General features: G+C 66.0%; 17 protein-coding genes. 13 read left to right on the top strand and 4 right to left on the bottom strand.

The genetic code is table 11. The annotated features are described in order from the left end of the window. Window positions 1-3: 3 nt before the first annotated feature. The 3 genes from secD (at window position 4) to J0A91_RS07065 (ending at window position 3,055) form a co-directional block, all read left to right on the top strand. Window positions 4-1,602: a protein translocase subunit SecD gene (gene secD / locus J0A91_RS07075; RefSeq protein ID WP_069204317.1), complete on the top strand. Its 1,599-nt coding sequence runs from the start codon at window positions 4-6 to the stop codon at window positions 1,600-1,602. 100 nt (window positions 1,603-1,702) lie between these two features. Next, window positions 1,703-2,674, top strand: a complete 972-nt coding sequence (gene secF, locus J0A91_RS07070; RefSeq protein ID WP_069204316.1) for a protein translocase subunit SecF — start codon at window positions 1,703-1,705, stop codon at window positions 2,672-2,674. Window positions 2,675-2,686: 12 nt separating this feature from the next. Then, window positions 2,687-3,055, top strand: a complete 369-nt coding sequence (locus J0A91_RS07065; RefSeq protein WP_069204315.1) for an Mth938-like domain-containing protein — start codon at window positions 2,687-2,689, stop codon at window positions 3,053-3,055. 132 nt (window positions 3,056-3,187) lie between these two features. On the opposite strand, the gene J0A91_RS07060 is transcribed toward J0A91_RS07065, so the two are convergent. Continuing rightward, entirely contained in the window at window positions 3,188-4,354 is a 1,167-nt protein-coding gene (locus J0A91_RS07060) for a glycosyltransferase (RefSeq protein ID WP_069204314.1), read from the bottom strand. Window positions 4,355-4,464: 110 nt separating this feature from the next. Between J0A91_RS07060 and J0A91_RS07055 the strand changes: the two genes are divergently transcribed. After that, window positions 4,465-5,256 carry an energy transducer TonB gene (locus J0A91_RS07055; protein WP_169833098.1) on the top strand — a complete coding sequence of 264 codons (792 nt, stop codon included), beginning with the start codon at window positions 4,465-4,467 and terminating at the stop codon, window positions 5,254-5,256. 170 nt (window positions 5,257-5,426) lie between these two features. On the opposite strand, the gene J0A91_RS07050 is transcribed toward J0A91_RS07055, so the two are convergent. Next, entirely contained in the window at window positions 5,427-6,251 is an 825-nt protein-coding gene (locus J0A91_RS07050) for a class I mannose-6-phosphate isomerase (protein ID WP_069204312.1), read from the bottom strand. A gap of 163 nt (window positions 6,252-6,414) precedes the next feature. On the opposite strand from J0A91_RS07050, the gene J0A91_RS07045 reads away from it, so the two are divergent. Then, window positions 6,415-7,215 carry an outer membrane protein assembly factor BamD gene (locus J0A91_RS07045; protein WP_069207122.1) on the top strand — a complete coding sequence of 267 codons (801 nt, stop codon included), beginning with the start codon at window positions 6,415-6,417 and terminating at the stop codon, window positions 7,213-7,215. A 22-nt stretch (window positions 7,216-7,237) separates the two neighbouring features. Further along, window positions 7,238-8,902, top strand: a complete 1,665-nt coding sequence (gene recN / locus J0A91_RS07040) for a DNA repair protein RecN (protein ID WP_069204311.1) — start codon at window positions 7,238-7,240, stop codon at window positions 8,900-8,902. Between the two features lie 20 nt (window positions 8,903-8,922). Here recN and J0A91_RS07035 read toward each other — a convergent pair whose 3' ends face one another. Then, entirely contained in the window at window positions 8,923-9,240 is a 318-nt protein-coding gene (locus J0A91_RS07035; protein ID WP_069204310.1) for a hypothetical protein, read from the bottom strand. A gap of 352 nt (window positions 9,241-9,592) precedes the next feature. Here J0A91_RS07035 and J0A91_RS07030 point away from each other — a divergent pair, with 352 nt between their 5' ends. From J0A91_RS07030 to J0A91_RS24820, 7 genes are all read left to right on the top strand, one after another. Further along, the gene (locus J0A91_RS07030) at window positions 9,593-9,799 is read left to right on the top strand and encodes a cold-shock protein (protein ID WP_069204309.1); all 207 of its coding nucleotides are present in this window, start codon (window positions 9,593-9,595) and stop codon (window positions 9,797-9,799) included. Between the two features lie 66 nt (window positions 9,800-9,865). Beyond that, entirely contained in the window at window positions 9,866-10,069 is a 204-nt protein-coding gene (locus J0A91_RS07025; RefSeq protein WP_069204308.1) for a hypothetical protein, read from the top strand. Between the two features lie 97 nt (window positions 10,070-10,166). Then, the gene (gene ligA, locus J0A91_RS07020; protein WP_069204307.1) at window positions 10,167-12,317 is read left to right on the top strand and encodes an NAD-dependent DNA ligase LigA; all 2,151 of its coding nucleotides are present in this window, start codon (window positions 10,167-10,169) and stop codon (window positions 12,315-12,317) included. 185 nt (window positions 12,318-12,502) lie between these two features. Next, window positions 12,503-15,787, top strand: coding sequence for a TonB-dependent receptor (locus tag J0A91_RS07015; protein WP_069204306.1), 3,285 nt, complete (start codon window positions 12,503-12,505; stop codon window positions 15,785-15,787). A gap of 146 nt (window positions 15,788-15,933) precedes the next feature. Beyond that, window positions 15,934-17,778, top strand: coding sequence for a translational GTPase TypA (gene typA / locus J0A91_RS07010; RefSeq protein ID WP_069204305.1), 1,845 nt, complete (start codon window positions 15,934-15,936; stop codon window positions 17,776-17,778). Between the two features lie 180 nt (window positions 17,779-17,958). Next, on the top strand, window positions 17,959-21,021 hold the full coding sequence (locus tag J0A91_RS07005; RefSeq protein WP_069204304.1) for a type ISP restriction/modification enzyme: 3,063 nt from the start codon (window positions 17,959-17,961) through the stop codon (window positions 21,019-21,021). 93 nt (window positions 21,022-21,114) lie between these two features. Further along, entirely contained in the window at window positions 21,115-22,239 is a 1,125-nt protein-coding gene (locus J0A91_RS24820) for a hypothetical protein (RefSeq protein WP_069204303.1), read from the top strand. Here J0A91_RS24820 and J0A91_RS06995 read toward each other — a convergent pair. After that, entirely contained in the window at window positions 22,215-23,054 is an 840-nt protein-coding gene (locus J0A91_RS06995) for an SDR family NAD(P)-dependent oxidoreductase (RefSeq protein WP_069204302.1), read from the bottom strand. The genes J0A91_RS24820 and J0A91_RS06995 overlap by 25 nt on opposite strands. Window positions 23,055-23,108: the final 54 nt, after the last annotated feature.

Raw genomic sequence — 23,108 nt, 5'->3', positions numbered from 1 at the left:
CCGATGCTCGATTTCCCGCGCTGGAAGATCGCCTCGATCCTGGGGTTGCTCGCCTGCCTGATGGCGCTGGCGATCCCGAGCTTCTTCCCCGAAGACCAGACCAAGGCGTGGGGCTGGATTCCACACCCGCGCGTCAACCTCGGTCTCGATCTCGCCGGCGGCAGCTATCTGCTGCTCGAGGCGGACACCGCCGATCTCGCGAAAACCCGCATCAATACGATGCGCGACCAGATCCAGAGCGAGATGTCGCGCGCACCCGCGATCGACATCGGCGACATCGCCACCGATAACGGCAAGATCAGCTTCATGCTGCGCGACGTCACCAAAATCGACGCGGCGCGCGAGCGGCTCAACAAGCTGACCGCCGGCGCGGGGCTGACCGGCCAGCGCGACTGGGATCTGAACGTCGTCGACAGCACGCGCGTGGTGATGACGCCGACCCGGGCGGGTCTCGACCAGGCGATCAGCCAAGCGATGGGCGACGCGACCGAAGTCGTGCGCAAGCGTATCGACGAACTCGGCACCAAGGAGCCGACGATCGTCCGCCAGGGCAGCGACCGGATCGTCGTGCAGGTGCCCGGCCTGCAGAACCCGCAGGCGCTGAAGGAGCTGATCGGCAAGACCGCCAAGCTCGAATTCAAGATGGTCGACGAGACGCCGATCTCGCCCGAGGACGCAGCCAAGGGCATCGTGCCGCTCGGCACGCAGCTCCTCGCCGACGCCGAGGGCGGCCCCGGTGGCAAAATCCTCGTCAAGCGGCAGGCGATCCTGACCGGCGACCAGCTCGTCACCGCGTCGCAGAGCAACAAGCAGGAAGACAACGCGCCGATCGTCAACTTCACCTTCAACAGCGAAGGCGGCAAGAAGTTCGCGCGGATCACGCAGACCAACATCGGCAAGCGTTTCGCGGTGGTGCTCGACAACACGGTTATCTCCGCGCCGCGCATCAACACCGAAATCCTCGGCGGCTCAGGCTATATCGAGGGCAATTTCACCGTCGACAGCGCCAACCAGCTCGCCATCGCGCTGCGCTCGGGCAAGCTGCCGGTCGCGTTGAAGGTGGTCGAGGAGCGGACCGTCGGCCCCGATCTCGGCGCCGATTCGATCCATGCCGGCGTGCTCGCCTGCACGATTGCGGTGATCGCGGTGATGATCTTCATGTTCGTCACCTACGGGCGGTTCGGCGTCTATGCGAACCTCGCGGTGATCATCAACGTGGTGGTGATCGTCGGCGTGCTGGCGCTGCTCAACTCGACGCTGACGCTGCCGGGCATCGCCGGCTTCGTGCTGACGGTCGGCACCGCGGTCGACGCCAACGTGCTCATCAACGAGCGTATCCGCGAAGAGCGGCGGCGCGGGCGCAGCGTGCTCCAGTCGGTGGAACTGGGCTACAAGGAAGCCAGCCGCACGATCTTCGAGGCGAACGTGACGCACGCCATTTCGGCGATCATCATGCTGCTGATGGGCTCCGGCCCGATCCGCGGCTTCGCGATCGTGCTGCTGATCGGCATCGGCACCTCGGTGTTCACCGCCGTGGTGTTCACGCGGATGCTGGTGGTAACGTGGATCCGCCGCGCGCGGCCTACGGATATGAATATATGAAACCGACACCGTCACCCCAGCGAAAGCTGGGGTCTCCCTGCGGCGCGCGTAACGCCCTCCCCGAAAAGACCCCAGCTTTCGCTGGGGTGACGAGACCCGTATGCGCCTGCTGAAACTCGTTCCCGACAACACCAACCTGCCCTTCGTCTCGCTGCGCGCGTGGGCGTTCGGGTTGACGATGCTGCTGTCGATCGCCGCGATCGGGCTGACCGCCGTGCGCGGGCTCAATCTCGGCGTCGATTTCGTCGGCGGCTTGATGATCGAGGAGAAGTTCGCGACTCCGCCGCACCTCGATTCGCTGCGCTCGACGATCGACAATCTGGGCCTGGGCGAAGTGCGGCTCCAGCAGTTCGGTGATCCGCGGACGGTGTCGATCCGCTTGCCCCCGCCCAAGAGCACCGACAAGGGCGCGACCGACGCCGTCGTCCAGAAGGTCCAGGCGGCGATCAACGCCAAGTTCCCCGACGCCAAATTCTCCAAGCAGGATGCGGTTTCGGGCAAGGTCTCGGGCGAGCTGATCTGGAAGGGTGCGCTCGCGGTGGTGCTCGCGGTGTTCGGCATCGGCCTGTTCGCGATCTTCCGCTTCGAATGGCAGTTCGGCGTGTCGACGGTGGTCGCGATCGTCCACGACGTGCTGATGACCCTGGGCTTCTTCGCGCTCACTCAGTTGGAGTTCGACCTCAACATCGTCGCGGCGGTGCTGACCATCATCGGCTATTCGATCAACGACAAGATCGTCATCGACGATCGCATCCGCGAGAACATGCGCCGCTATCGTAAGATGGACATGCCGCAGATCGTCGACCTGTCGGTCAACGAGACGCTGCCGCGCACGGTGATGACCTCGCTGACGATCCTGATCGCGCTGGTCGCGCTGCTGATCTTCGGCGGGCATGTGCTGCAGGGCTTCACCGCGGCGATGATCCTTGGCATCGTGGTTGGCACCTATTCGTCGATCTACGTGTCGTCGTCGCTGCTGATCACGCTCGGCCTGCGCCCGGACCCCACGAAGGGCGACGCGCCGACCGGCAAGGCGGTGCCGAGCGAAGGCATGCCGCCCAAGAAGCGCTGATCCGCCGTGCGGATGGATAAGGAGCAGAATAGCGACGGGCCGATCGTCTCGGCCTTTTCGCTCGGCGGCTTCAAGGTCGATGACGGCGTGTACCGCGCGCTGCTGCTCACCCCCGAGCGTGCCGACGGCTGGGAACCGCCCGCGCTCGACGCGCTGACGGTGGAGGCGCTGGCGCCGCTGCTCGCGCTCGATCCCAAGCCCGAGTTCCTGCTACTCGGCACCGGCGCGACTTTGGTGCGCCCGTCGCCTGCGTTCACCCGGGCCGTCGAGGCGCTGGGGTATGGCATCGAGGCGATGGACAGCCGCGCTGCCGCGCGCGCCTGGGCGGTGCTGCGCGGCGAGGGCCGGTGGATCGCGGCGGCGTTGTATCCGCTGGGCTGACCGGCGGCAGCGCCTGATTACCGTTCGCCCTGAGCTTGTCGAAGCCTGTCCTGAGCGGCTGGCTTTGCCAGCCAGCCGAAGGGGGCGTGTCCGGGGCACGTGCTTCGACAAACTCAGCACGAACGGAGGAGGTTAGACCACAACCAGCCCGCTGAGATGCTCGTACAGTGCATCGGTATTCGCGCTCCAGGCGAACCGCTCCGCCCCCTTGCGCACCGCCGCCTGCGCCGCCGGCGCGGCCAACACATTCCCGATCGCCCCCGCGAACGCTTTCGCGTCACGCGCGACGACGCGCCCGTAAGCGGCGTCAGTCACCACCTCGCATGCGCCGCCGGCGTCGGTGATGACGATCGGCGTGCCGCACGCGAGCGCCTCGACCCAGGCGTTCGCCAGCCCCTCTGACGCGGAGGCGAGCGCCATCACGTCGGCGGCGGCGATCAGCGCCGGCACGTCGGCATGCGGCAGCGCGCCGAGCAGCCGCACGCGATCGCCGATGCCGAGTGCGGTGATCTTCGCCTCGAGCGCGGCGCGCGCCTCCCCTGCCCCGGCGATCAGCAAGGAGACGCCCGGCAACGCCGCCACCGCGTCGATCACCACGTCATGCCCCTTGCGCGCGATGAGCGCACCGACCGAGACGACCAGCGGCCCGCTCACGCCGAATGCGGCTTTCGCCGCGATGCGGTCGCGCGGGGCGAAGCGGTCGAGATCGACGCCGGTATGGTGGACCCGAATCGTGTCCGCCGGGATGCCGAGCGCGGCCATGTCGGCGCGCATCGCCTGCGAGACGGCGAGCAGCCCGTCCGCCTGCCGCCCGGCGGCGATGACGCGCGCGGCGGTCGCGGGCGCAGTGCCCCAATGGTGGATGTCGGCGCCGCGCGCCTTGATCGAGACCGGCACGCCCAGCGCCCTGCCGAGCGCGACGGCGGCGGGGCCGTCGGGAAAGAAGAACTCGGCGTCGATCACGTCGAACGCGAAATCGCGGCGGATGTCGGCGAGCAGCGGGGCAAGCGCGCGGATCAGCGCGGGCACGTGGAAGCGGCCTGCCGTTCCCGGCAGCGTGAGGAAGCGAGGTCTCCGCACATCAAGCCCCTTCCACGTCTCGCGTGCCGGCAAGCGCACGAGCGGTGCGTAATGGCCGTGGCGCGAGAGCGGCCACGGCGGCAGCCCGACCGGGGCGACGACGCGCAGATCGACGTCGAAATGGGCGGCAAGGCCAAGCGTCTGCCGCTCGACGAACACGCCGAGATTGGGCGCGGCGGCGTGCGGGAACAGGGTGGCGAGGGTCAGCACGCGGAGCATGGTGCCGGGCTTATCGCAGGAAGGTTAAGAGCGCGCTGCCAAGGCAGCGGCGCCGGCGCGATTGCGTGATCGCGGATGCGCCTTATGATCGTCGATGGGGGAGAATGGACATGTCGTGGATGATGTTGGCGGGGTTGCTGGTCGCAGCGGTGGACCCGGTCGCGCTCGAGCCCGCGGGCAAATGGCGGCTCGACGCGGGCGCGCAATCCTGCCTGCTGATGCGCACGTTCGGGAGCGCGCCTTCGGACGTCACGCTCGTATTGCACCCGCGTCCGGGGATGCCACGGATCGATGTGATCAGCCTGCACGCCGCCGATGCCGCCAAGCCGAACGCGGAGCAGCCCGCCACCGTGACGGTGCTTCCTTCAGGTGAGCATTTCGACGGAAAGGCGGACACGGCGATCGTCGGTGATGGCCGGGCCCGCGATACCGCTTCCGTGCCTGTGAAGATCATCGACACGCTCCCCGCCGCCACGCATCTGACGCTCTCGATCGCCGGGGGGCCGTCCATGAGCTACCACCTCGGCACCGCAGCCAGCGCGATCACAGCGCTGAAGGCGTGCGAGGACGATCTGCTGCGAAGCTGGGGCGTCGATCCAGCACGGTTCCGGCCGATGGTCGAACCCGGCCAGCCCGGCTATGTGGATGTGCTGAAATATATGAAAGATGATTACCCGGCTGCGGCGCTTCACGTCTCGGGTAGAACGATCGCGCTGCTGACCATCGCAGAGACCGGCAAGGTCTCGGCTTGCAGGACCGTCGAGAGCGCCGGTCACCCTGCGCTTGACGCGAAGACCTGCGAGATCGGCAAACGCATTCGCTATCCGCCCGCGCAGGATGCGGGCGGGGCGCCCGTCAACAGTTGGACGGTACTTCCGATGCGGTGGATCTCGCGAGGCTGATCTCGAAAGGCAGGCCGTCCCATTCGTGCTGAGCCGTCGAAGTACATGCCGCGAGCGCTACGCTCGGGACCCGCCCCTTCGGCTCGCTGGCAAAGCCAGCCGCTCAGGACGGGCTTCGACAGGCTCAGGGCGAACGAATTTGAAGGCGCCTGCCGCATCGCCTCCACGGCTCAAATGCGCGTGTCACCCGGATAGGCGAACAGTACGTCGCTGCCCGCCGCCGCGTCGATGTGGCAGGTGCCGGTCAGCGTCAGGCATTCGCCGGCTTTCCAGGCGACGCCGTCGGCCACACCCGATCCGGTGACGGGGACGAACCAGCCGGTCACGCCTTCGGGCAGCGTGATGTCGCGGGCGCCGCCGGCGAAGCGTTCGATCACGAATTTGGGGCCTTCCGCCAGCACGATGTGGTCGCGGCCGTCGGGGGCGGGGGTCGGCAGCGGCACGAACGGCACCGGATCGGAGGCGGCCACGCCAGCGTCGAGATGGAGTTCGCGGTCGCTGCCGTAATCATAGAGGCGGTAGGTGAGATCGACGTTCTGCTGAATCTCGATCACGGTCAGCCCGGCACCGATCGCGTGGACGGTGCCTGCCGGCGAATAATAGAAGTCACCGGCCTTGACCGGCTTCCAGTCGAGCAGATGCTCGATCGAGCCGTCGAGCGAGGCGGCGCGCAGCTCTTCGCGGGTCATCGGCGCGAGCGTGCCGATCGCGATCGTCGAGGCCGGTTCGGCGGCGAGGATCAGCCACGCCTCGTCCTTGCCGCGCGGATAGCCGGCCGCGCGCGCCGCCGCGTCATCGGGATGGACCTGAACCGACAGGCGATCGCTGGTGAACAGATATTTGATGAGCAGTTCGGGTTCGCCGGCGTGCGGAGTCTGGAACCATACCTCGCCGATCGCGGGTGTGTCCGCCGCCGGATCGGGGAAACCGGGCCACAGATCATGCCGGCCCCAGGGCTTTTCAACGCGCTTGGTCGCCAGAAGAGTGGCCGTCATTCGAATCTCCGCTGCATTTGCGAAACGATCTAGCCCGAACGCATCGGGACTGTCATCCGATCCTTGGCGATCCCGTGTGATCCGTGGCGGAAAAGCGGCGGCGATACGGCTTTTTTCGAAGGGGATTGTTCGTGGCTCGGGCGTTCGGCTAAGGGTGCTGGCGATGCGTATCCCAATGTCTCGCTCGATCGCGCTTGCGCTTATCGCCGCTTCGGCGCTTCCTGTCGCCGGCTGCGCTTCGCGCGGCAAGGCCAAGGCCGATATCCCCTATGTCGCGCGCGATGTCGGCACGCTGTATACGGCGGCCCGCAAGCGGCTCGACATGGGCCAGTACAAGCTCGCGGCGGCGCTGTTCGACGAGGTCGAACGCCAGCATCCCTATTCGATCTGGGCGCGCCGAGCGCAGTTGATGAGCTCGTTCAGCTATTATCTCGCGCACGATTATACCAGTTCGATCCAGGCGGCGCAGCGCTTCCTGTCGGTCCATCCCGGCAACCGCGACGCGCCTTATGCCTATTATCTGATCGCGCTCGGCTATTACGAGCAGATCAGCGACGCGACGCGCGACCAGAAGATCACCCAGCAGGCGCTCGACGCGCTGGGCGAGCTGATGCGGCGCTATCCCAACAGCAAATATGCGCTCGACGCGCGGCTCAAGGTCGATCTCGTCCGCGATCACCTTGGCGGCAAGGAAATGGAGATCGGCCGGTTCTACGAGCGGCGCGGCCAGTGGCTCGCGGCGTCGATGCGGTTCCGCACCGTGATCGACGAGTATCAGACGACGACTCACGCGCCCGAGGCGCTGATGCGGTTGACCGAATGCTATCTCTCGCTCGGCGTGCGCGAGGAAGCGGAGAAATCCGCGGCGGTGCTCGGCGCCAATTACCCCGGCACGATCTGGTATGCCCGCGCGTTCAAGCTGATGCAGGAGCATCCGGTCAAGCCGGCCGCGAAAAAGGCCTGACCGTCAGGCCGGAGGCGCTGACATGCTGACCTCGCTTTCGATTCGCGACGTGGTGCTGATCGAGGCGCTCGACCTCGATTTCCATGAGGGACTCGGCGTGCTCACCGGCGAGACCGGGGCGGGCAAGTCGATCCTGCTCGATTCGCTCGGGCTGGCGCTCGGCGCGCGCGGCGATTCGGGGCTGGTGCGGCAGGGTGCGGCGCAGGCGGTCGTCACCGCCGTGTTCGATACGCCGCACGCGGAAGGCCCGATCGCCGCGCTGCTGGCGGAGAACGGCTTCGATCTCGAACCCGGCGAACCGCTGATCGTGCGCCGGATCGTCAAGGCCGATGGCGGCAGCCGCGCTTTGGTCAACGGATCGGCCGCGCCCGCCGCCTTGCTGCGCGAACTGGGCGCACATCTCGTCGAGATCCATGGCCAGCATGACGATCGCGGGCTGCTCGCGGCGGGCGGACACCGTGCGCTGCTCGACAGTTTCGCGCGTATCGATACCGGCACCGCGGCGCGCGCGCATCGCGCCTGGCGCGCGGCCGAGGACGCGCTGGCGGTGGCGCGCGCCGATCTCGACACGCAGGAGCGCGACCGCGAATGGCTCGAACATGCCGTCGCCGAATTGCGCGGCTTCGCGCCCGAGCCCGGCGAGGAGGAGGAACTGGCGACTCGGCGCGCGGGGATGCAGCGCGGCGAGAAGATCGCTGGCGATCTGCGCGCGGTGGCCGATCTGCTCGAAGGATCGGACGGCGGGCTGGCCCGGCTGCGGCAGGCGGCGCGTATTCTAGAGCGGCTATCGGACGACCACGAGGCGCTTGCCGAAGCGCTGGAGGCGATCGACCGCGCGATCGTCGAGGCAGATGCGGCGCAAGAGGGGATCGATACCGCCGCGCGCGCGCTGGCGTTCGATCCGGCGCACCTGGAGGCCGATGAGACGCGGCTGTTCGATCTGCGGGCGCTGGCGCGCAAGCACCGCGTCCAGCCCGACGCGCTCGCCGAGCTGGCCGAAACGCTGGGCGCGCGGCTCGATCTGCTGGAGAGCGGCGGCGCCGGGCTGGCGGTGCTGGAGCGCGCGGTGGCGGAGACCGCCGCCGCCTATGACGCCGCCGCCGCCACGCTGACCGAAGCGCGCACCGCCGCGGCGGCGCGGCTCGACGCGGCGGTGAAGGCGGAGCTTGCGCCGCTCAAGCTCGACGCGGCGCGGTTCCGCACGGTGGTCGTGCCGCTGTCACCGGCGCAGTGGAGCCCGAACGGCAAGGACCGGGTGGAGTTCGAGATTTCGACCAATCCGGGCGCGCCGTTCGCGCCGCTGGTCAAGATCGCCTCGGGCGGCGAATTGTCGCGCTTCATCCTCGCGCTGAAGGTCGCGCTCGCCGAGGAAGGTGGCGCGGCGACGATGGTGTTCGACGAGATCGACCGCGGCGTCGGCGGTGCCGTCGCCAGCGCGATCGGCGAGCGGCTGGCGCGACTGGCCGGGCGCACGCAAGTGCTGGTGGTGACGCATAGCCCACAGGTCGCCGCGCGCGGGCGCCAGCATCTGCTGATCGCCAAGAGCCACGACGGCCTCGTCACCCGCACCGGCGTCCGCCAGCTCGACGCGGGCGAACGCCGCGAGGAAATCGCGCGGATGCTGTCTGGCGCGACGATCACCCCCGAGGCGCGCGCGCAGGCGGAGCGGTTGCTGGAGACGGCGTGACGAGCCGGCATTGACGGTGGTTAAAACGGCTTGGTCAGCGTCACCATGATGCGTTTGTCGGGCTTGCCGTCGGGCGTCGTTTCCTGCGCGGCGTAGGCGTTGCCCTTCACGTCGCCGAGCATGAAGCCGAGGCCCGGGCCGGTGTTGGGGTGCCAGCGATCGGGCACCGGGCGCAGCCGGAACTGGCTCGGCCCGACGCGTCCGCACACGATGATCTCCCCGTCCGCATCGGTGCCACCGTGGCAGCGCGACGGCACCACTACGGGGCCGGTGGTGCCGATCGGCGGGGTGTCGTCGATCGATGGCGCCTGGGCCAGCGCGAGGAGCAGGATCAGCATGGCGGGAGCATAGCGCAACAGCGGCCAGGGACCGAGTCAGGATTAGCGGGCGACAAGCGGTGCGGGCTGTGCTACAACGGGTGCATCCCGCGACCTGGCCCTCAAGCATCGTCGGACTGAGAGACTCCCGCGCTCCCGCTTGTTGGCGACGGACGTGTGCTTTGGCTCTCCTTTCACATTTCCCGACGCCACGCGACTGCCTTTTGGCCGTTGCTGTGCCAGCGCGCTCGGCCATCGGCTGAGCGCAGCCCCTCGTAGACGCCGGCCGGGGCCGGACGGTGTCTGCGTCTCTGATCTCGGCCCCAACCGGCACCGCGCGAATGCCCGGTGCCGCTACGCTAAGGAAATACCCATGCCGATTGGCACCGTGAAATTCTTCAACGCCGACAAGGGCTATGGCTTCATCGCGCCGGAAGACGGCGGCAACGACGCCTTCGTCCACATCAGCGCGGTGGAAGCCGCTGGCATGCGCACGCTCGATCGCGAGCAGCGCGTGAACTACGAACTGGAGCAGGATCGTCGCGGCAAAACGTCCGCGGTCAATCTGAGCGCAGCGTAAACGGATCGGGTGGCCCGGGGAATCCTCCCCGCGCCGCCCGCCTTCCCTTCCTTGCGGAGATACGCGATGAGCACCACTGTTCTTTTCTACCAGGATCGCGCGCGCCAAGCGCACGCCGATGCCGCGTCCGCAACCCTCGACAACGTCCGCGACCGCTGGCTTCGCGCCGCCAAGGCGTGGGACGAAATGGCGGTCCGCGCCGAGAAGACCGAACAGCGCCGCTCGGTCAACGAAGAAGCCAAGCTCTCCGTGAGCATGATGGCCATCTGACCCTTTCCGATCGTACCCGGCGCGGTGTAACCCGCCGCGCCTGGCACGAACGATGTGGCGCTTGATCCCCGGCCCCGCTCTCGTCTAGCCCGTCGCAATGTCGACACCGCTGCCCGATACCGAAGCCCCCGAGACCGAAGCCGAAGCCGCTGCGGAGCTTGCGAGCCTCGCCGCCGAGATCGCGCACCACAACCGCCGCTATCACACCGAAGACGCGCCCGAGATTTCGGATGCCGCCTATGATGCTTTGGTGCGCCGCAACGCCGCGATCGAAGCGGCCTTTCCGCAGCTCGTCCGCGCCGATTCGCCGTCGGTTCAGGTCGGCGCCGCGCCATCCGGGCATCTCGCCAAGGTAGCGCATGCACGGCCGATGTTCAGCCTCGACAATGCGTTCAGCGACGAGGAGGTGGCGGACTTCCTCGGTCGTGTGCGGCGCTATCTCAAGCTTGCCGACCACGACGCAGTCGCGCTCACCGCCGAACCCAAGATCGACGGCCTGTCCTGCTCGATCCGCTACGAGCAGCACCGCCTCGTCCGCGCGCTGACACGCGGCGACGGGCAGATCGGCGAGGATGTCACCGCCAACGTCCGCACCATCGCCGACATTCCCGAGTGCCTGCCCGATGGCGCACCCGACATTTTCGAGGTGCGCGGCGAGGTGTATATGGCAAAAGAGGATTTCGCCGCGTTGAACGCGCGGCTGCTCGCCGAGGCGGAAGCGGCTGGCAAGGACGCGCGCCAGTTCGCCAACCCGCGCAACGCCGCCGCCGGATCGCTCCGCCAGAAGGACGCCGCCGTGACGCGGGAGCGCCCGTTGCGGTTTTTCGCCTGGGGCTGGGGCGAAACCTCGGACCTGCCCGGCGAAACGCAAAGCGCGGTGATCGCCGCGATCCGCGACTGGGGTTTTCCGGTCGCCGCCGCTTTCCGCCCGGGCGGCACGCTGGAGGATGCACTCGCCACCTACAAGGCGATAGAGGCCGAGCGCGCCGACCTGTCATTCGATATCGACGGCGTGGTCTACAAGGTCGACCGGCTCGACTGGCAGCAGCGGCTCGGCTTCGTCGGGCGCGCGCCGCGCTGGGGGCTCGCGCACAAATTCCCCGCGCAGCAAGCGCAGACCACGCTGGAGCGGATCGACATCCAGGTCGGCCGCACCGGCAAGCTCACCCCCGTCGCGCGGCTCACGCCGGTCACCGTCGGCGGCGTCGTCGTCACCAACGCGACGCTGCACAATGCCGACGAGATCGCGCGGCTCAACGTGTGGCCGGGCGACCGCGTGGTGTTGCAGCGCGCCGGCGACGTCATCCCGCAGATCGTCGAGAACCTGTCGCGCGACGAGTCGCGTGGGAGCTGGCCGTTCCCGACGCATTGCCCGATCTGCGAGTCCGAGTCGGTGCGCGAGGACGAGGAGATCGACATCCGCTGCACCGGCGGGCTGATCTGCCCGGCGCAGCGGCTCGAACGGCTCAAGCATTTCGTTTCGCGCGGGGCACTCGACATCGAGGGGCTCGGCGAGAAGACGCTTGAGGAATTCATCGCACTCGGCTGGATCACCGAACCCGCCGACATCTTCCGGCTCGCCAAGCATCGCGACGCGCTGCTCGGACGCGAGGGATGGAAGGACAAATCGGTCGAGAACCTGCTCGACGCGATCGAAGCCAAGCGCGCGCCCGATCCGGTGCGGCTGCTGTTCGGGCTCGGCATCCGCCACATCGGCGTCGTCACCGCGCGCGACCTGTTGCGGCGCTACCACACGCTGCCCGAGGTCCAGGCATTGGCCGACACGGTGATCGCGCTGCGCGACGGCATGACGCCGGCGCTGGCCGAGGAGCCGCGCAAATTCCGCAACCGCGTCGACAAGGCGGTCGCCGAGCATATCGGCGTCGAGAATGTCGGCGCGGCGGTCGGCAACGCGCTCGCCGACTTCTTCCACGAACCCCACAACCGCACGGTGTGGACCGATCTGCTCGGCGAGGTCACGCCGCCGGCCTTCGCGCAGGATACGCGCGAGTCGCCCGTCACCGGCAAGACGATCGTCTTCACCGGCACGCTCGAGACGATGAGCCGCGACGAAGCCAAGGCGCAGGCCGAGTCGCTTGGCGCGCGCGTCGCGGGCTCGGTTTCGGCCAAGACCGATCTCGTCGTGGCGGGGCCGGGTGCTGGATCGAAACTGAAGAAGGCGAGCGACCTCGGGGTCGAAGTGGTCGACGAAGCTGGCTGGGCCGCACTGGTCGCGGGTGCGATCTAAAGACGAGCAATCGTTTCGGACCCGGTGATGCTTTTTTGCAACGCGGCAAAACTAGCTGCGTCGGGGGCTGGCGCATGACCCCTTTGTCATTTTACTTAAATAATCAGGTCGCAGGGGGCCGGGGACGGCGCGGACACCGCGCAGACTCGCGACATCGCGAATAATGATAAATGGGGGTTTCAAACATGCGTAATCAATTGCTTATGGGCGCAGCCATCGCCGCCTTGGTGATGCCTGCCGCAGCCAGCGCCCAGGAAACGACGGCGACTGTGCGCGGCAATGTCGTCGCTCAGGGGGCGCCAGTCGCAGGCGCAAGCGTCATCATCGAAAGCACCACCACCGGCGCGCGCTCGACAGCGACCACCGACACTTCGGGTTCGTTCAACTTCAATGGCCTGCAGGCGGGCGGTCCATACACGCTGACCGTGACCAGCGCGCAGGGCAATTCGACGATTACCGACATCTACACCGTCGTCGGCCAGCCCTATGACCTTCCGGTCGATCTTGCCGAGCAGACTGGCGGGTCCGACATCGTCGTCACCGCTAATCGGGTCCAGGGCGCCGGCGTCCGGTCGGACGGCCCGCAGACGATCCTGACCGCGACCGACATCTCGCGCGTCGCTTCGGTCAACCGCGACATCCGCGATCTCGCGCGTCGTGATCCGTTCGCGCGCTTCGAGGACACGTCGGGTTCGGGCGGCGGCAAGTCGATCTCGTTCGCCGGCGTCAACCCGCGCTACAACAAATTCTCCGTCGATGGCGTCACCGTCAGCGACAACTTCGGCCTCAACTCGGATGCCAATCCGACCCGCCGCGGCCCGGTGCCACTCGACGCGATCGGCCAGTTCTCGACCTCGGTCGCGCCATATGACGTGCGTCAGGGCGGCTTCCAGGGCGGCGCGATGGACGCCATCCTGAAGAGCGGCACCAACAAGTTCCACGGCAGCGGCTTCTTCAGCTACAACAGCGATGGGCTGACCGGTGACGCGCGTCGCCTCGGCGGCACCAAGCTCAACTTCGACAGCAAGACCTACGGCGTCACGCTGTCGGGTCCGATCATCAAGGACAAATTGTTCTTCATGGTCTCCGGCGAGCGCAACACCGAAGGCAACCCGCTTTCGCCAGCACCTGGGCAGGTGCCGAACCTCAACCAGTCGCTGATCGACAGTGTCACCGGCGCCGCCAAGACCGCGTTCCCGGATTACAACGCCGGCGGCGTGCTGACTTCGTCTTCCGACAAGGACGAGAAGATCGTCGGCAAGATAACGTGGAACATCTCCGATCGTCAGAAGCTGTCGCTCAGCTACATCAACGCCTATGACGAGACGAACTTCCTCCAAAATTCGAACACGTCCAACTCCACTCCTCAGCTTGGCCTTTCGTCGGACGCCTATAAGGCAACCGAACTGCTTCGCGCCGGCATCGTCCAGTTGAACTCGGACTGGACCGACCACCTTTCGACTGAGGCGCGTTTCCTCTACAAGAGCTACGATCGCGGCCAGTTGGCACTGGGTGGCAACAGCTTCGGCCAGAACCGGGTCTGCACCTCGCCGACCAGCATCACCAACGGCGGCTCGACGGGCAACTCGTTCATCGCCTGCGGCACCGGCTTACCCGTGGTCACGTTCGGTCCCGACAGCTCGCGCCAGTCGAATATCTTCAACACCGACACCTATTCGGGCTCGTTCCTGATCCGTTACAATGCGGGCAATCACGACATCAAATTGTACACCCAGTACGACCAGGTGAGGATCTTCAACCTGTTCCTGCAGAACACACGCGGCAACTGGTATTACGACTCGGTTGCCGATCTCGCAGCGCGCCAGGCCAGCTCGGTCACCTATCAGAACGCCGCGACTGGCAACCCCAACGACGCGGCGGCGAGCTTCGGTTATCAGCAGTACCAGTTCGGCCTGCAGGATGACTGGCGCATCAACGACAAACTCACCGTCACGGCGGGGGTTCGCTTTGACCTGTACGGCTCGCACTCGCCGATCCCGCTGAATCCGGGCTTTACGCAGCGCTACGGCTACCCGAACACGCTGAACTATTCGGGCCTCAGCGTGCTCCAGCCGCGTGTCAGCTTCAATTATAAGCCGGTGTCGGACATCTCGGTACGCGGCGGCTTCGGCATCTTCAGCGGCGGTTCGCCGGACGTGTATCTGTCGAACAGCTACTCGAATGCGGGCGCGGGCGCGGGCGGCGTGGGCATCACCAGCCTGACCATCAACCGCACTGGCGCGAACACCTACACGCTGAACGGTGCACCGCTCGATCCGGCGGTCGCAAGCGCGATCCTGCGCAATCCGGGCGGCGCCACCATCCCGGCGCAGCTCCAGGCGCTGATCCCCAACACCGGCGCGAACTCGCTCGCCAACATCAACGCGCTCGGCAAGAACTTCCGTATCCCGTCGGTGTACAAGGGCACGTTGTCGGTGGACTGGACGCCGAACAACCTGCTGGGCGGCGGCTGGGACTTCGGCGCTGACTTCTACTGGAGCAAGGTCAAGGATCAGGTGTACTTCACCGACATCCGCTCCATCCCGATCGGTACGCTGCCGGACGGCCGGACGCGCTTCGGCCCGCTGGTCGGCACCAACACCAACACCGATATCGTGCTGGCCAACACGCATAAGGGCCGCAGCTATATCGGCGTGGTCCGCGCATCGAAGACCTTCGATTTCGGCCTCGATCTCGACGTGTCGTACACGTTACAGGATGTGACCGATCAGACTCCGGCGACTTCATCGACCGCCAGCTCGAACTACGGCAACGGCGCGTTCCTCGATGGCAGCGGCGCCGCTTACGGCATCGCCAACGATCAGCAGCGTTGGTCCTTCAAGTATGGCGTCGGCTTCCACCATGCCTTCTTCGGTGACAACACGACGACGTTCCAATTGTTCGGTTCGACCAACGCCGGCCGTCCGTACAGCCTCACGATGACGGATGTCGGCACCGACACGCGTAGCGTCGTGTTCGGCGTGACTGGCCGTGACGATCGCTTCCTGCTCTACGTGCCGAAGAGCGGCACCGATCCTATCGTTGAATATGACGGCGACACGCAGTCCAAGCTCGACGGCATCATCAACGCCAACGGCCTTGCCAAATATCGCGGCAAGATCGCGCCGCGCAACAGCGTCCGCTCGCGCGCCTACACGCAGATGGATCTGCATGTGTCGCAGGACCTGCCGCTGTTCGTCGGCAAGTCCAAGCTGACGCTGTTTGGCGACATCCAGAACTTCCCCAACCTGCTTAACCGTAGCTGGGGCCAGTTCCGCCAGGCCGTGTTCCCCTTCGTCGAGGACGTCGTCTCGGTTCAGTGCCTTGGCCCCACCGGCGCGCCGAACACCGCTCCAAACCAGCCTTGCACGAAGTACAAGTACAGCGCGGCGGTCAACCCGAACACGAGCGTCGCGGAAATCAAGCCGTCGCTCTACTTCATCCGCGTCGGTGCGCGGATCAGCTTCTAAGCGCTCCGTCCATCGTGCCATCGCCGCCGCTCCCGAAAGGGGGCGGCGGCTTTGTTTTGGGGTTTTTGACGCCCCCTTTCCGTCAGGCGCCATTTAGGCTATCGGCGCCGGCAACCTTTTCACTCAAAAGCATCGGGCAGTATTTCATGAGCCTCCGCAATGTGGCCATCATCGCGCACGTCGATCACGGCAAGACCACCCTCGTCGACCAGCTTTTCCGTCAGTCGGGCACGTTCCGCGACAACCAGCGCATCGAAGAGCGCGCGATGGATTCCAACGACCTCGAAAAAGAGCGTGGCATCACCATTCTCGCCAAGCCGACCTCGGTCGACTGGACGCCGCCGGGCAGCGACGAGAGCATCCGCATCAACATCGTCGACACCCCCGGCCACGCCGATTTCGGCGGTGAGGTCGAGCGCATCCTGAGCATGGTCGACGGGGTCGTCCTGCTGGTCGATTCGTCGGAAGGCGCGATGCCGCAGACCAAGTTCGTGACCGGCAAGGCGCTCGCGCTCGGCCTGCGTCCGATCGTGGTGGTCAACAAGGTCGACCGCAGCGACGCGCGCATCCAGGAAGTGCTCGACGAAGTGTTCGACCTGTTCGTGTCGCTCGACGCGACCGACGAGCAGCTCGACTTCCCGGTGCTCTACGCATCGGGGCGCAACGGCTATGCATCGACCGACATGGACGCGCGCGAAGGCACGCTGATCCCGATGTTCGAGACGATCGTCAGCCACGTGCCGCCCCCCGCGGTGGAAGTGGCGGGCGTGCCGTTCACCTTCCTCGTGACGCTGCTCGACCGCGACAACTTCCTCGGCCGCATCCTCACCGGCCGGGTCAATTCGGGTACGGTCAAGACCAACCAGGCGATCCACGCGCTCGATAACGACGGCAAGATCGTCGAGGTCGGCCGCGCCTCCAAGATCATGTCGTTCCGCGGGCTCGAGCGGGTGCCGGTCGACGAGGCGAAGGCGGGCGACATCATCAGCCTCGCCGGCCTGACCGTCGCCACCGTCGCCAACACGATCGCCGACATCACCGTGACCGAGCCGCTGCACGCGCAGCCGATCGATCCGCCGACGCTGTCGATGCGCTTCGCCGTCAACGATTCGCCGATGGCGGGCCGCGAGGGCACCAAGGTGACGAGCCGCATGATCCGCGACCGCCTGTTCCGCGAAGCCGAATCGAACGTCGCCGTGAAGGTGACCGAATCGGCCGACCGCGACAGCTACGAAGTCGCCGGGCGCGGCGAGCTTCAGCTCGGCGTGCTGATCGAGACGATGCGCCGCGAGGGCTTCGAACTCGGCATCAGCCGCCCGCGCGTGCTGTTTGGCGAGGACGAGAACGGCAAGAAGACCGAGCCGTATGAAGTCGTCATCATCGACGTGGACGAGGAATATTCGGGCACGGTCGTCGAGAAGATGAACCTGCGCAAGGCCGAGATGACCGACATGCGCCCCTCGGGCGGCGGCAAGACCCGCATCACCTTCTCGGCGCCGTCGCGCGGGATGATCGGCTATCACGGCGAGTTCCTGTCGGACACGCGCGGCACCGGCATCATGAACCGGCTGTTCGAGAAGTACGGCCCGCACAAGGGCAACATCGAAGGCCGCAAGAACGGCGTGCTGATCTCGAACGGCGCCGGTGAGGCGCAGGGCTATGCTCTGGGGCCGCTCGAAGAGCGCGGCATCCTGTTCGTCGGCCACGGCGAGGCGCTGTACGAGGGCATGATCGTCGGCGAGAACGCCAAGACCGACGACCTCGAAGTCAACCCGATGAAGTCCAAGCAGCTCACCAACTTCCGCGCCAGCGGCGGCAAGGACGACGCGATCCGCCTCACCCCGCCGAAGAAGATGACGCTGGAACAGGCGATCGCCTATATCGACGACGACGAGATGGTCGAGGTGACGCCGAAGTCGATCCGGCTGCGCAAGCGGTATCTGGACCCGAACGAGCGCAAGCGCGCGAGCCGGGCTAAGGCTGCGGCGTAAGCGGGTCGCGCCAAGCCGGAGCGCAAGCTCCGGCGCGGCCACCTGCGGCCCGCCCGGCCGGCGCCGCTACAGCGGCGTCCGACGGCGCGGCTTTGCCGCGGCGCATTACAAAAGCTGACATAAGTAATTCGGCCTGCTAGCTTTCTCGCGTGGCCATGCGGCCTCTCAGGGGGGGGTTGCTTGAGCCGACAGCTTATCAACGAATATCGCGCCGATCTGGATCGCTTGCGCGCGGTATCCGGCAGCCGCCGTGAGTCCGTTTTGCGCGAGGCCTTCAAAGATTTGCTCAAGCGCTGGGGCCGAGCGCACGATCTGCTGTTCGTCCCAGAACACGCCATCACGACGCCGCAGAAGAACCGCATCTACCTCGACGGCGCGCTGCTTCACGCGCTGCGCGTGCCTTTCGGCTACTGGGAAGCGAAGGATGCCGACGACGACCTCGACGCCGAGATCGCCGCTAAATCGCGCAGGGGCTATCCGCGCGACAACATCGTCTATTCCGATGACCGAACCGCTGTATTGATCCAGGACGGGCAAGAAGTTGCACGGGTCGCGATGGACGATACTGAGGCGCTCTATCCCCTGCTCGTCCGCTTCTTCGCACATGAACGCCAGGAAATTGCCGACTTCAACAAGGCGGTCAAGCAGTTCAGCCAAGACCTGCCCGCCGTGCTGGAGGCGCTGCGCGACCGCATCGCGAAGAAGCGCAAGGCGTCCAAACTCTACGTCGCCGCCGAAAAGGCCTTCCTCGCCCATGCGCAGGAAGCGATCAATCCGGTGGTGACGCAGGATGACGTGCAGGAAATGCTAATCCAGCACATCCTTACCGAAGACATCTTCGCCAAGGTGTTCGACAACCCCGATTTCCACCGCCAGAACAACGTCGCCTCGGAACTCTACAAGCTCGAGGAAAAGCTGTTCGCGCGCGGCGAGAAATCGACTCTGCTGCGCGCGCTCTCGCCCTATTATTCGGGCATCGCGCGCACCGCCGCCGTCATCCAGAGCCATTCGGAAAAGCAGGGCTTCCTGAAGGGCCTCTACGAGAATTTCTACAAGGTCTATAACGCCAAGGCCGCCGACCGCTTGGGCGTGGTCTATACGCCGGGCGAGATCGTCCGCTTCATGATCCGCTCGACCGACTGGCTGTGCGAGAAGCATTTCGGCAAGAACCTGGTCGATCGCGGCGTCGAGATCCTCGATCCCGCCACCGGCACCGGCACTTTCATCGTCGAACTGCTCGAACATTTTCGGGGGCATCACGACAAGCTTCGCCACAAATACAAGGAAGAGCTGCACGCCAACGAAGTCGCGATCCTGCCCTATTACGTCGCCAATCTGAACATCGAGGCGACCTATCAGGCGATCACCGGCCAGTTCGCCGAGTTCGAGAATCTGTGCTTCGTCGACACGCTCGACAATGTCGATGCGCTCGGCATCCATGCCGGCCACCAGTTCGATCTGCTCGGCAGCCTGACCGACGAGAATATCGAGCGGATCAAGAAGCAGAACCGGCGCAAGATCAGCGTGATCATCGGCAACCCGCCCTACAACGCCAACCAGCAGAACGAGAACGATAACAACAAGAACCGGGCCTACGCGCACATCGATAAGCGCATCAAGGACACGTACATCAAGGCGAGCACGGCGCAAAAGACCAAGCTCTACGACATGTACGCGCGCTTCTATCGCTGGGCGAGCGACCGATTGGGCGATGAGGGGGTTTTGGCGTTCGTTACGAACCGGAGTTTTATCGATAGTCGGACCTTCGATGGCTTCAGAAAGATAATTGCCAACGACTTTTCCGAGATCAGAATCTTCGACCTCGGTGGAGATTATAAGGAGGCAGGACCAGCAGGCGCTTCAAACGTCTTCGGCATCGGTACGGGAGTCGCGATCGCGTTTTTGGTTCGGCGAAAAGGAAGGTCTGGTGCAGCGCATATCGAGCTTACGATTGCTCCGAATGAAGACGCCGTCAGCAAGCTTTCTTGGCTTCACGAGATCGACCTCGGACAAAACAATAGCACAATCATAAAGCCGCGGGGAGATGGAACTTGGCTTGACGACGCTAATCCTTTTCCTGCGGCATATCTGCCGATTGCCACAAAAGCCACCAAGCAAGGAACCCGTGGACAAGGTTCCATTTTCCATCTTTTCTCTCTCGGCGTGGTAACCAATCGAGATGATTGGGTATATGATCAGGATATGAATCAATTAAAATCAAAAGTTAGTTTTTTAATTGAAGACTATACTAAAGCAATTAAGAACATTGCTCCATGGCATAAAAACGATGCTGATGAGGTTCGATTTCGGTCTGGAATAAAATGGACTCGGGCGTTGAAAGGGCTGGCAAGGAAACGCACGGCAGTTTTACTCCCCTCACTCAGATCAGCAATGTACCGCCCATTCACGAAAATTTGGCTTGCCTACTCGCCCCAACTCAACGAAATGCCGTATCTTAACGGACAAATTTTCCCTTTCTCAGGAGAGGGCAATAATCTGTCCGTCTGTTTTACTGGACCAGATTCACAGAAGCCGTGGATGACCATGGCGACCGCTGTGGTTTGTGACCTGCATCTTGTGGGGAGCGGAGCAGGTACAGTTGAATTACCGCGCTACCGCTACACCAAGTCCGGCGAGCGGATCGACAACATCACCGACTGGGCGTTCAACAAGTTCGTCAAGGAATATGGCCGGAAGGGCGTCACCAAGGACGCGATCTTCCACTATGTCTATGCCGTCCTCCACGATCCGGTCTACCGCGAGACCTATGCGCTCAACCTCAAGCGCGAATTCCCGCGCATCCCCTTCTACCCCGATTTCGCCCGATGGGCGGCGTGGGGCGAAACGCTGATGGCGCTGCACATCGGCTATGAGGAGGTCGCGCCCTGGCCGGTCGAGCGGGTCGAGACGCCCGCGAAGCGCGCCGCCGGCACCACGCCCAAGCCGATCCTCAAGTCGCAGCCCGAAGCCGGCGTGGTGGTGGTCGATGCCGACACGCAGATCACTGGCATCCCGCCCGAGGCGTGGACCTACCGCCTCGGCAACCGCTCCGCGATCGACTGGGTACTCGATCAGCACAAGGAAAAGCGCCCGCGCGACCCGACCATCGCCGCCAAATTCAACACCTATCGCTTCGCCGACTATAAGGAGAGCATGATCGCGCTGCTGGCGAAGGTCGTGCGCGTGAGCGTGGATACGGTAACGATCACCACGGCGATGGCGGCGCTTGATCGCAGCGCTTAAGCGACCGTGCGGGTCGCGCAAATCCCCCCTGTCCTACACCCCCCAACCTCGCATACCTACCACTCCCGCATCACCACACCCGGGAGCCACCCCATGCAAAACCGCGCCCCCATCGCCCGCGAAGACCGCCCCGCCCTCCCCGATTTCGCGCCGGTGCCGCGCAAGAAACACCGGCATGATGGCTGGACGCCGGCGCGGCAGAAGGCGTTCATCGAGGCGCTGGCGGATACCGGATCGGTCAGTCGGGCGGCGCGGATGGTCAATATGGCGCAGGCGAATTGCTATACGCTCAGGCGTGCGCCGGGGGCGGAGGAGTTCCGGCGGGCGTGGGAGGCGGCGCTCGATTTCGGGGTGCAGCGGCTGAAGGATATCGCGTTCGAGCGCGCGATCGAGGGGTATCTGGTGCCGGTGTTCGTGGCCGGCAAGCTCGCCGGCTATCGCCGCAAGACCAATGACGCGCTGCTGATGTTCTGTCTTCGCCATTACGGGCAGGATGCGCAGGGGCGGCGCACCAAGGTCGAGTATTTCAGCACGCGCGCCGAGGCGGGGAGCGCGGACGGGGGTGCGGTCGCGCAGGCGTCTACGACGACGGTGCGGACGGTTGTCTCGGGCGACGGGTGCGAGGGCGGCGGGGCCGAGCGGGGCGATGCGGCGGCGCGGGCGCTGGAGGATTTCGCCGGGGTGGCGCTCGACGCGCAGGCGGAGGCGGCGATCGCGGCGGCGCTGGCCGAGTGCGCGGCGCGGCGGCGGGAGGCGGATGCGGCGATCGAGCAGGGCGGCATGGCGGCGGCGGCGGCGCAGCTCGACGATCCGGCGGCGGCGTTCGTGCGCTGCGACGAGGCGGACGAGCCGACCTGGCTCACGCAGGAACCGGTGATGCCGGTCGAGGATGTCACGTTGTTCGACCGCGACGAGGCGCTGTGGGCGATGACCGGGCTTGAGACTGCGCCCGGGGACGCTGTGGAGGCGGGCGCGGGGGCGCAGGCGGCGGACTCGGCGCCGGCGGAGCACGATGCCGCCCTGCCCCCGGTCGATGCGCTGCTGCGTGCGCTGGCGACCGAGGCGCGGGACACCGCCGCGCTCGACCGCGCCGCCGCCTCCGAGCGCGGCGCGCGCGGCGTGGCGGGACGCGACGGGGCGAGACGGGGCGGCAAGCGGGCGCGCCGACGGATGCGCGCGGCGCACCCGGTCGCTCAGGCGCGCGCTGGCCCAGCGTAGCGCGCGGCGGGATCGCGGCGGCTGAGCACACCGCCAAGCGCGGCGCGTTCGGCCTGCATCGCGTTCCAGTGCGGCAGATGCTCGTCGGCGAGCGGCGGGATCGTCACGGTCTCGCGCGCGTCGAAGCCGACCAGCGCCGCATCGACGAGATCGTCGACCGCCATCACCATCTCCGCCGGGAAGGATTCGACATCCTTGCCAGACCGCTCCCAGATCTCGGTGCGGGTCGCGCCGGGCAGCACCGCCTGAACGTAGAGGCCCTTTGCGGCATAGTGCGCGGCGAGGCTCTGGCTGAGCGTGAGCAGATAGGCCTTGCTGCCCGAATAGACGCCGTCGAACGCTTCGGGGGCGAGCGCCAGCACCGAGGCGATGTTGATGATGGCGCCGCCGTCCTGACCTTCGGCACCGCGCGCGACGAACGCCTTGCCGGCGGCCTGCGCGAGCAACGTCGGCGCGGTGATGTTGAGCGCGATGAGGCGTTCGACATCGGGCGCGGTGGCGGTGAGGAGATCGCCGTCGAGCGCCATGCCGGCGTTGTTGACGAGCAGGGTGATGCGCGCATCGTCGGCGAGCGTGGCGGCGACGGCGGATACGTCGGCGGCGGCGGTGAGATCGGCACGCTGGACGGTGACGGTGCGGCCGGTCTCGGCGCGCAGCCGCTCGGCGAGCGTGTTGAGGCGGGCGGCGTCGCGCGCGACGAGGATCAGGTCGTAGCCGCGCTTCGCGAGCCGATCGGCATAGACCGCGCCGATTCCGGTCGAGGCGCCGGTGACGAGCGCGGTCTGGTTGCGGGGATCGGTGATGGCTTGGGTCATGGGGGGGGTCTCCGTTGCGTGATGTCGCTTGCGTTTTAATAATGATGTGACTAT

Origin of the sequence: Sphingomonas panacis (genome assembly GCF_001717955.1) — a bacterium.
Classification (GTDB): Bacteria; Pseudomonadota; Alphaproteobacteria; order Sphingomonadales; family Sphingomonadaceae; genus Sphingomonas; species Sphingomonas panacis.
The sequence above is the reverse complement of the archived record's forward strand: the minus strand, read 5'-3'. Positions and strand labels throughout refer to the sequence as shown.

Bases quoted from the DNA above. Each gene is read 5' to 3' on its own strand.
- ligA (WP_069204307.1), top strand. From the start codon at position 10,167: ATGTCGACACCGCTGCCCGATACCGAAGCCCCCGAGACCGAAGCCGAA.
- typA (WP_069204305.1), top strand. From the start codon at position 15,934: ATGAGCCTCCGCAATGTGGCCATCATCGCGCACGTCGATCACGGCAAG.
- recN (WP_069204311.1), top strand. From the start codon at position 7,238: ATGCTGACCTCGCTTTCGATTCGCGACGTGGTGCTGATCGAGGCGCTC.
- J0A91_RS07045 (WP_069207122.1), top strand. From the start codon at position 6,415: ATGCGTATCCCAATGTCTCGCTCGATCGCGCTTGCGCTTATCGCCGCT.
- J0A91_RS07015 (WP_069204306.1), top strand. From the start codon at position 12,503: ATGCGTAATCAATTGCTTATGGGCGCAGCCATCGCCGCCTTGGTGATG.
- J0A91_RS07050 (WP_069204312.1), bottom strand. From the start codon at position 6,251: ATGACGGCCACTCTTCTGGCGACCAAGCGCGTTGAAAAGCCCTGGGGC.
- J0A91_RS07025 (WP_069204308.1), top strand. From the start codon at position 9,866: ATGAGCACCACTGTTCTTTTCTACCAGGATCGCGCGCGCCAAGCGCAC.
- J0A91_RS07030 (WP_069204309.1), top strand. From the start codon at position 9,593: ATGCCGATTGGCACCGTGAAATTCTTCAACGCCGACAAGGGCTATGGC.
- J0A91_RS07055 (WP_169833098.1), top strand. From the start codon at position 4,465: ATGTCGTGGATGATGTTGGCGGGGTTGCTGGTCGCAGCGGTGGACCCG.
- J0A91_RS07035 (WP_069204310.1), bottom strand. From the start codon at position 9,240: ATGCTGATCCTGCTCCTCGCGCTGGCCCAGGCGCCATCGATCGACGAC.
- secF (WP_069204316.1), top strand. From the start codon at position 1,703: ATGCGCCTGCTGAAACTCGTTCCCGACAACACCAACCTGCCCTTCGTC.
- J0A91_RS06995 (WP_069204302.1), bottom strand. From the start codon at position 23,054: ATGACCCAAGCCATCACCGATCCCCGCAACCAGACCGCGCTCGTCACC.
- J0A91_RS07065 (WP_069204315.1), top strand. From the start codon at position 2,687: ATGGATAAGGAGCAGAATAGCGACGGGCCGATCGTCTCGGCCTTTTCG.
- secD (WP_069204317.1), top strand. From the start codon at position 4: ATGCTCGATTTCCCGCGCTGGAAGATCGCCTCGATCCTGGGGTTGCTC.
- J0A91_RS07060 (WP_069204314.1), bottom strand. From the start codon at position 4,354: ATGCTCCGCGTGCTGACCCTCGCCACCCTGTTCCCGCACGCCGCCGCG.
- J0A91_RS24820 (WP_069204303.1), top strand. From the start codon at position 21,115: ATGCAAAACCGCGCCCCCATCGCCCGCGAAGACCGCCCCGCCCTCCCC.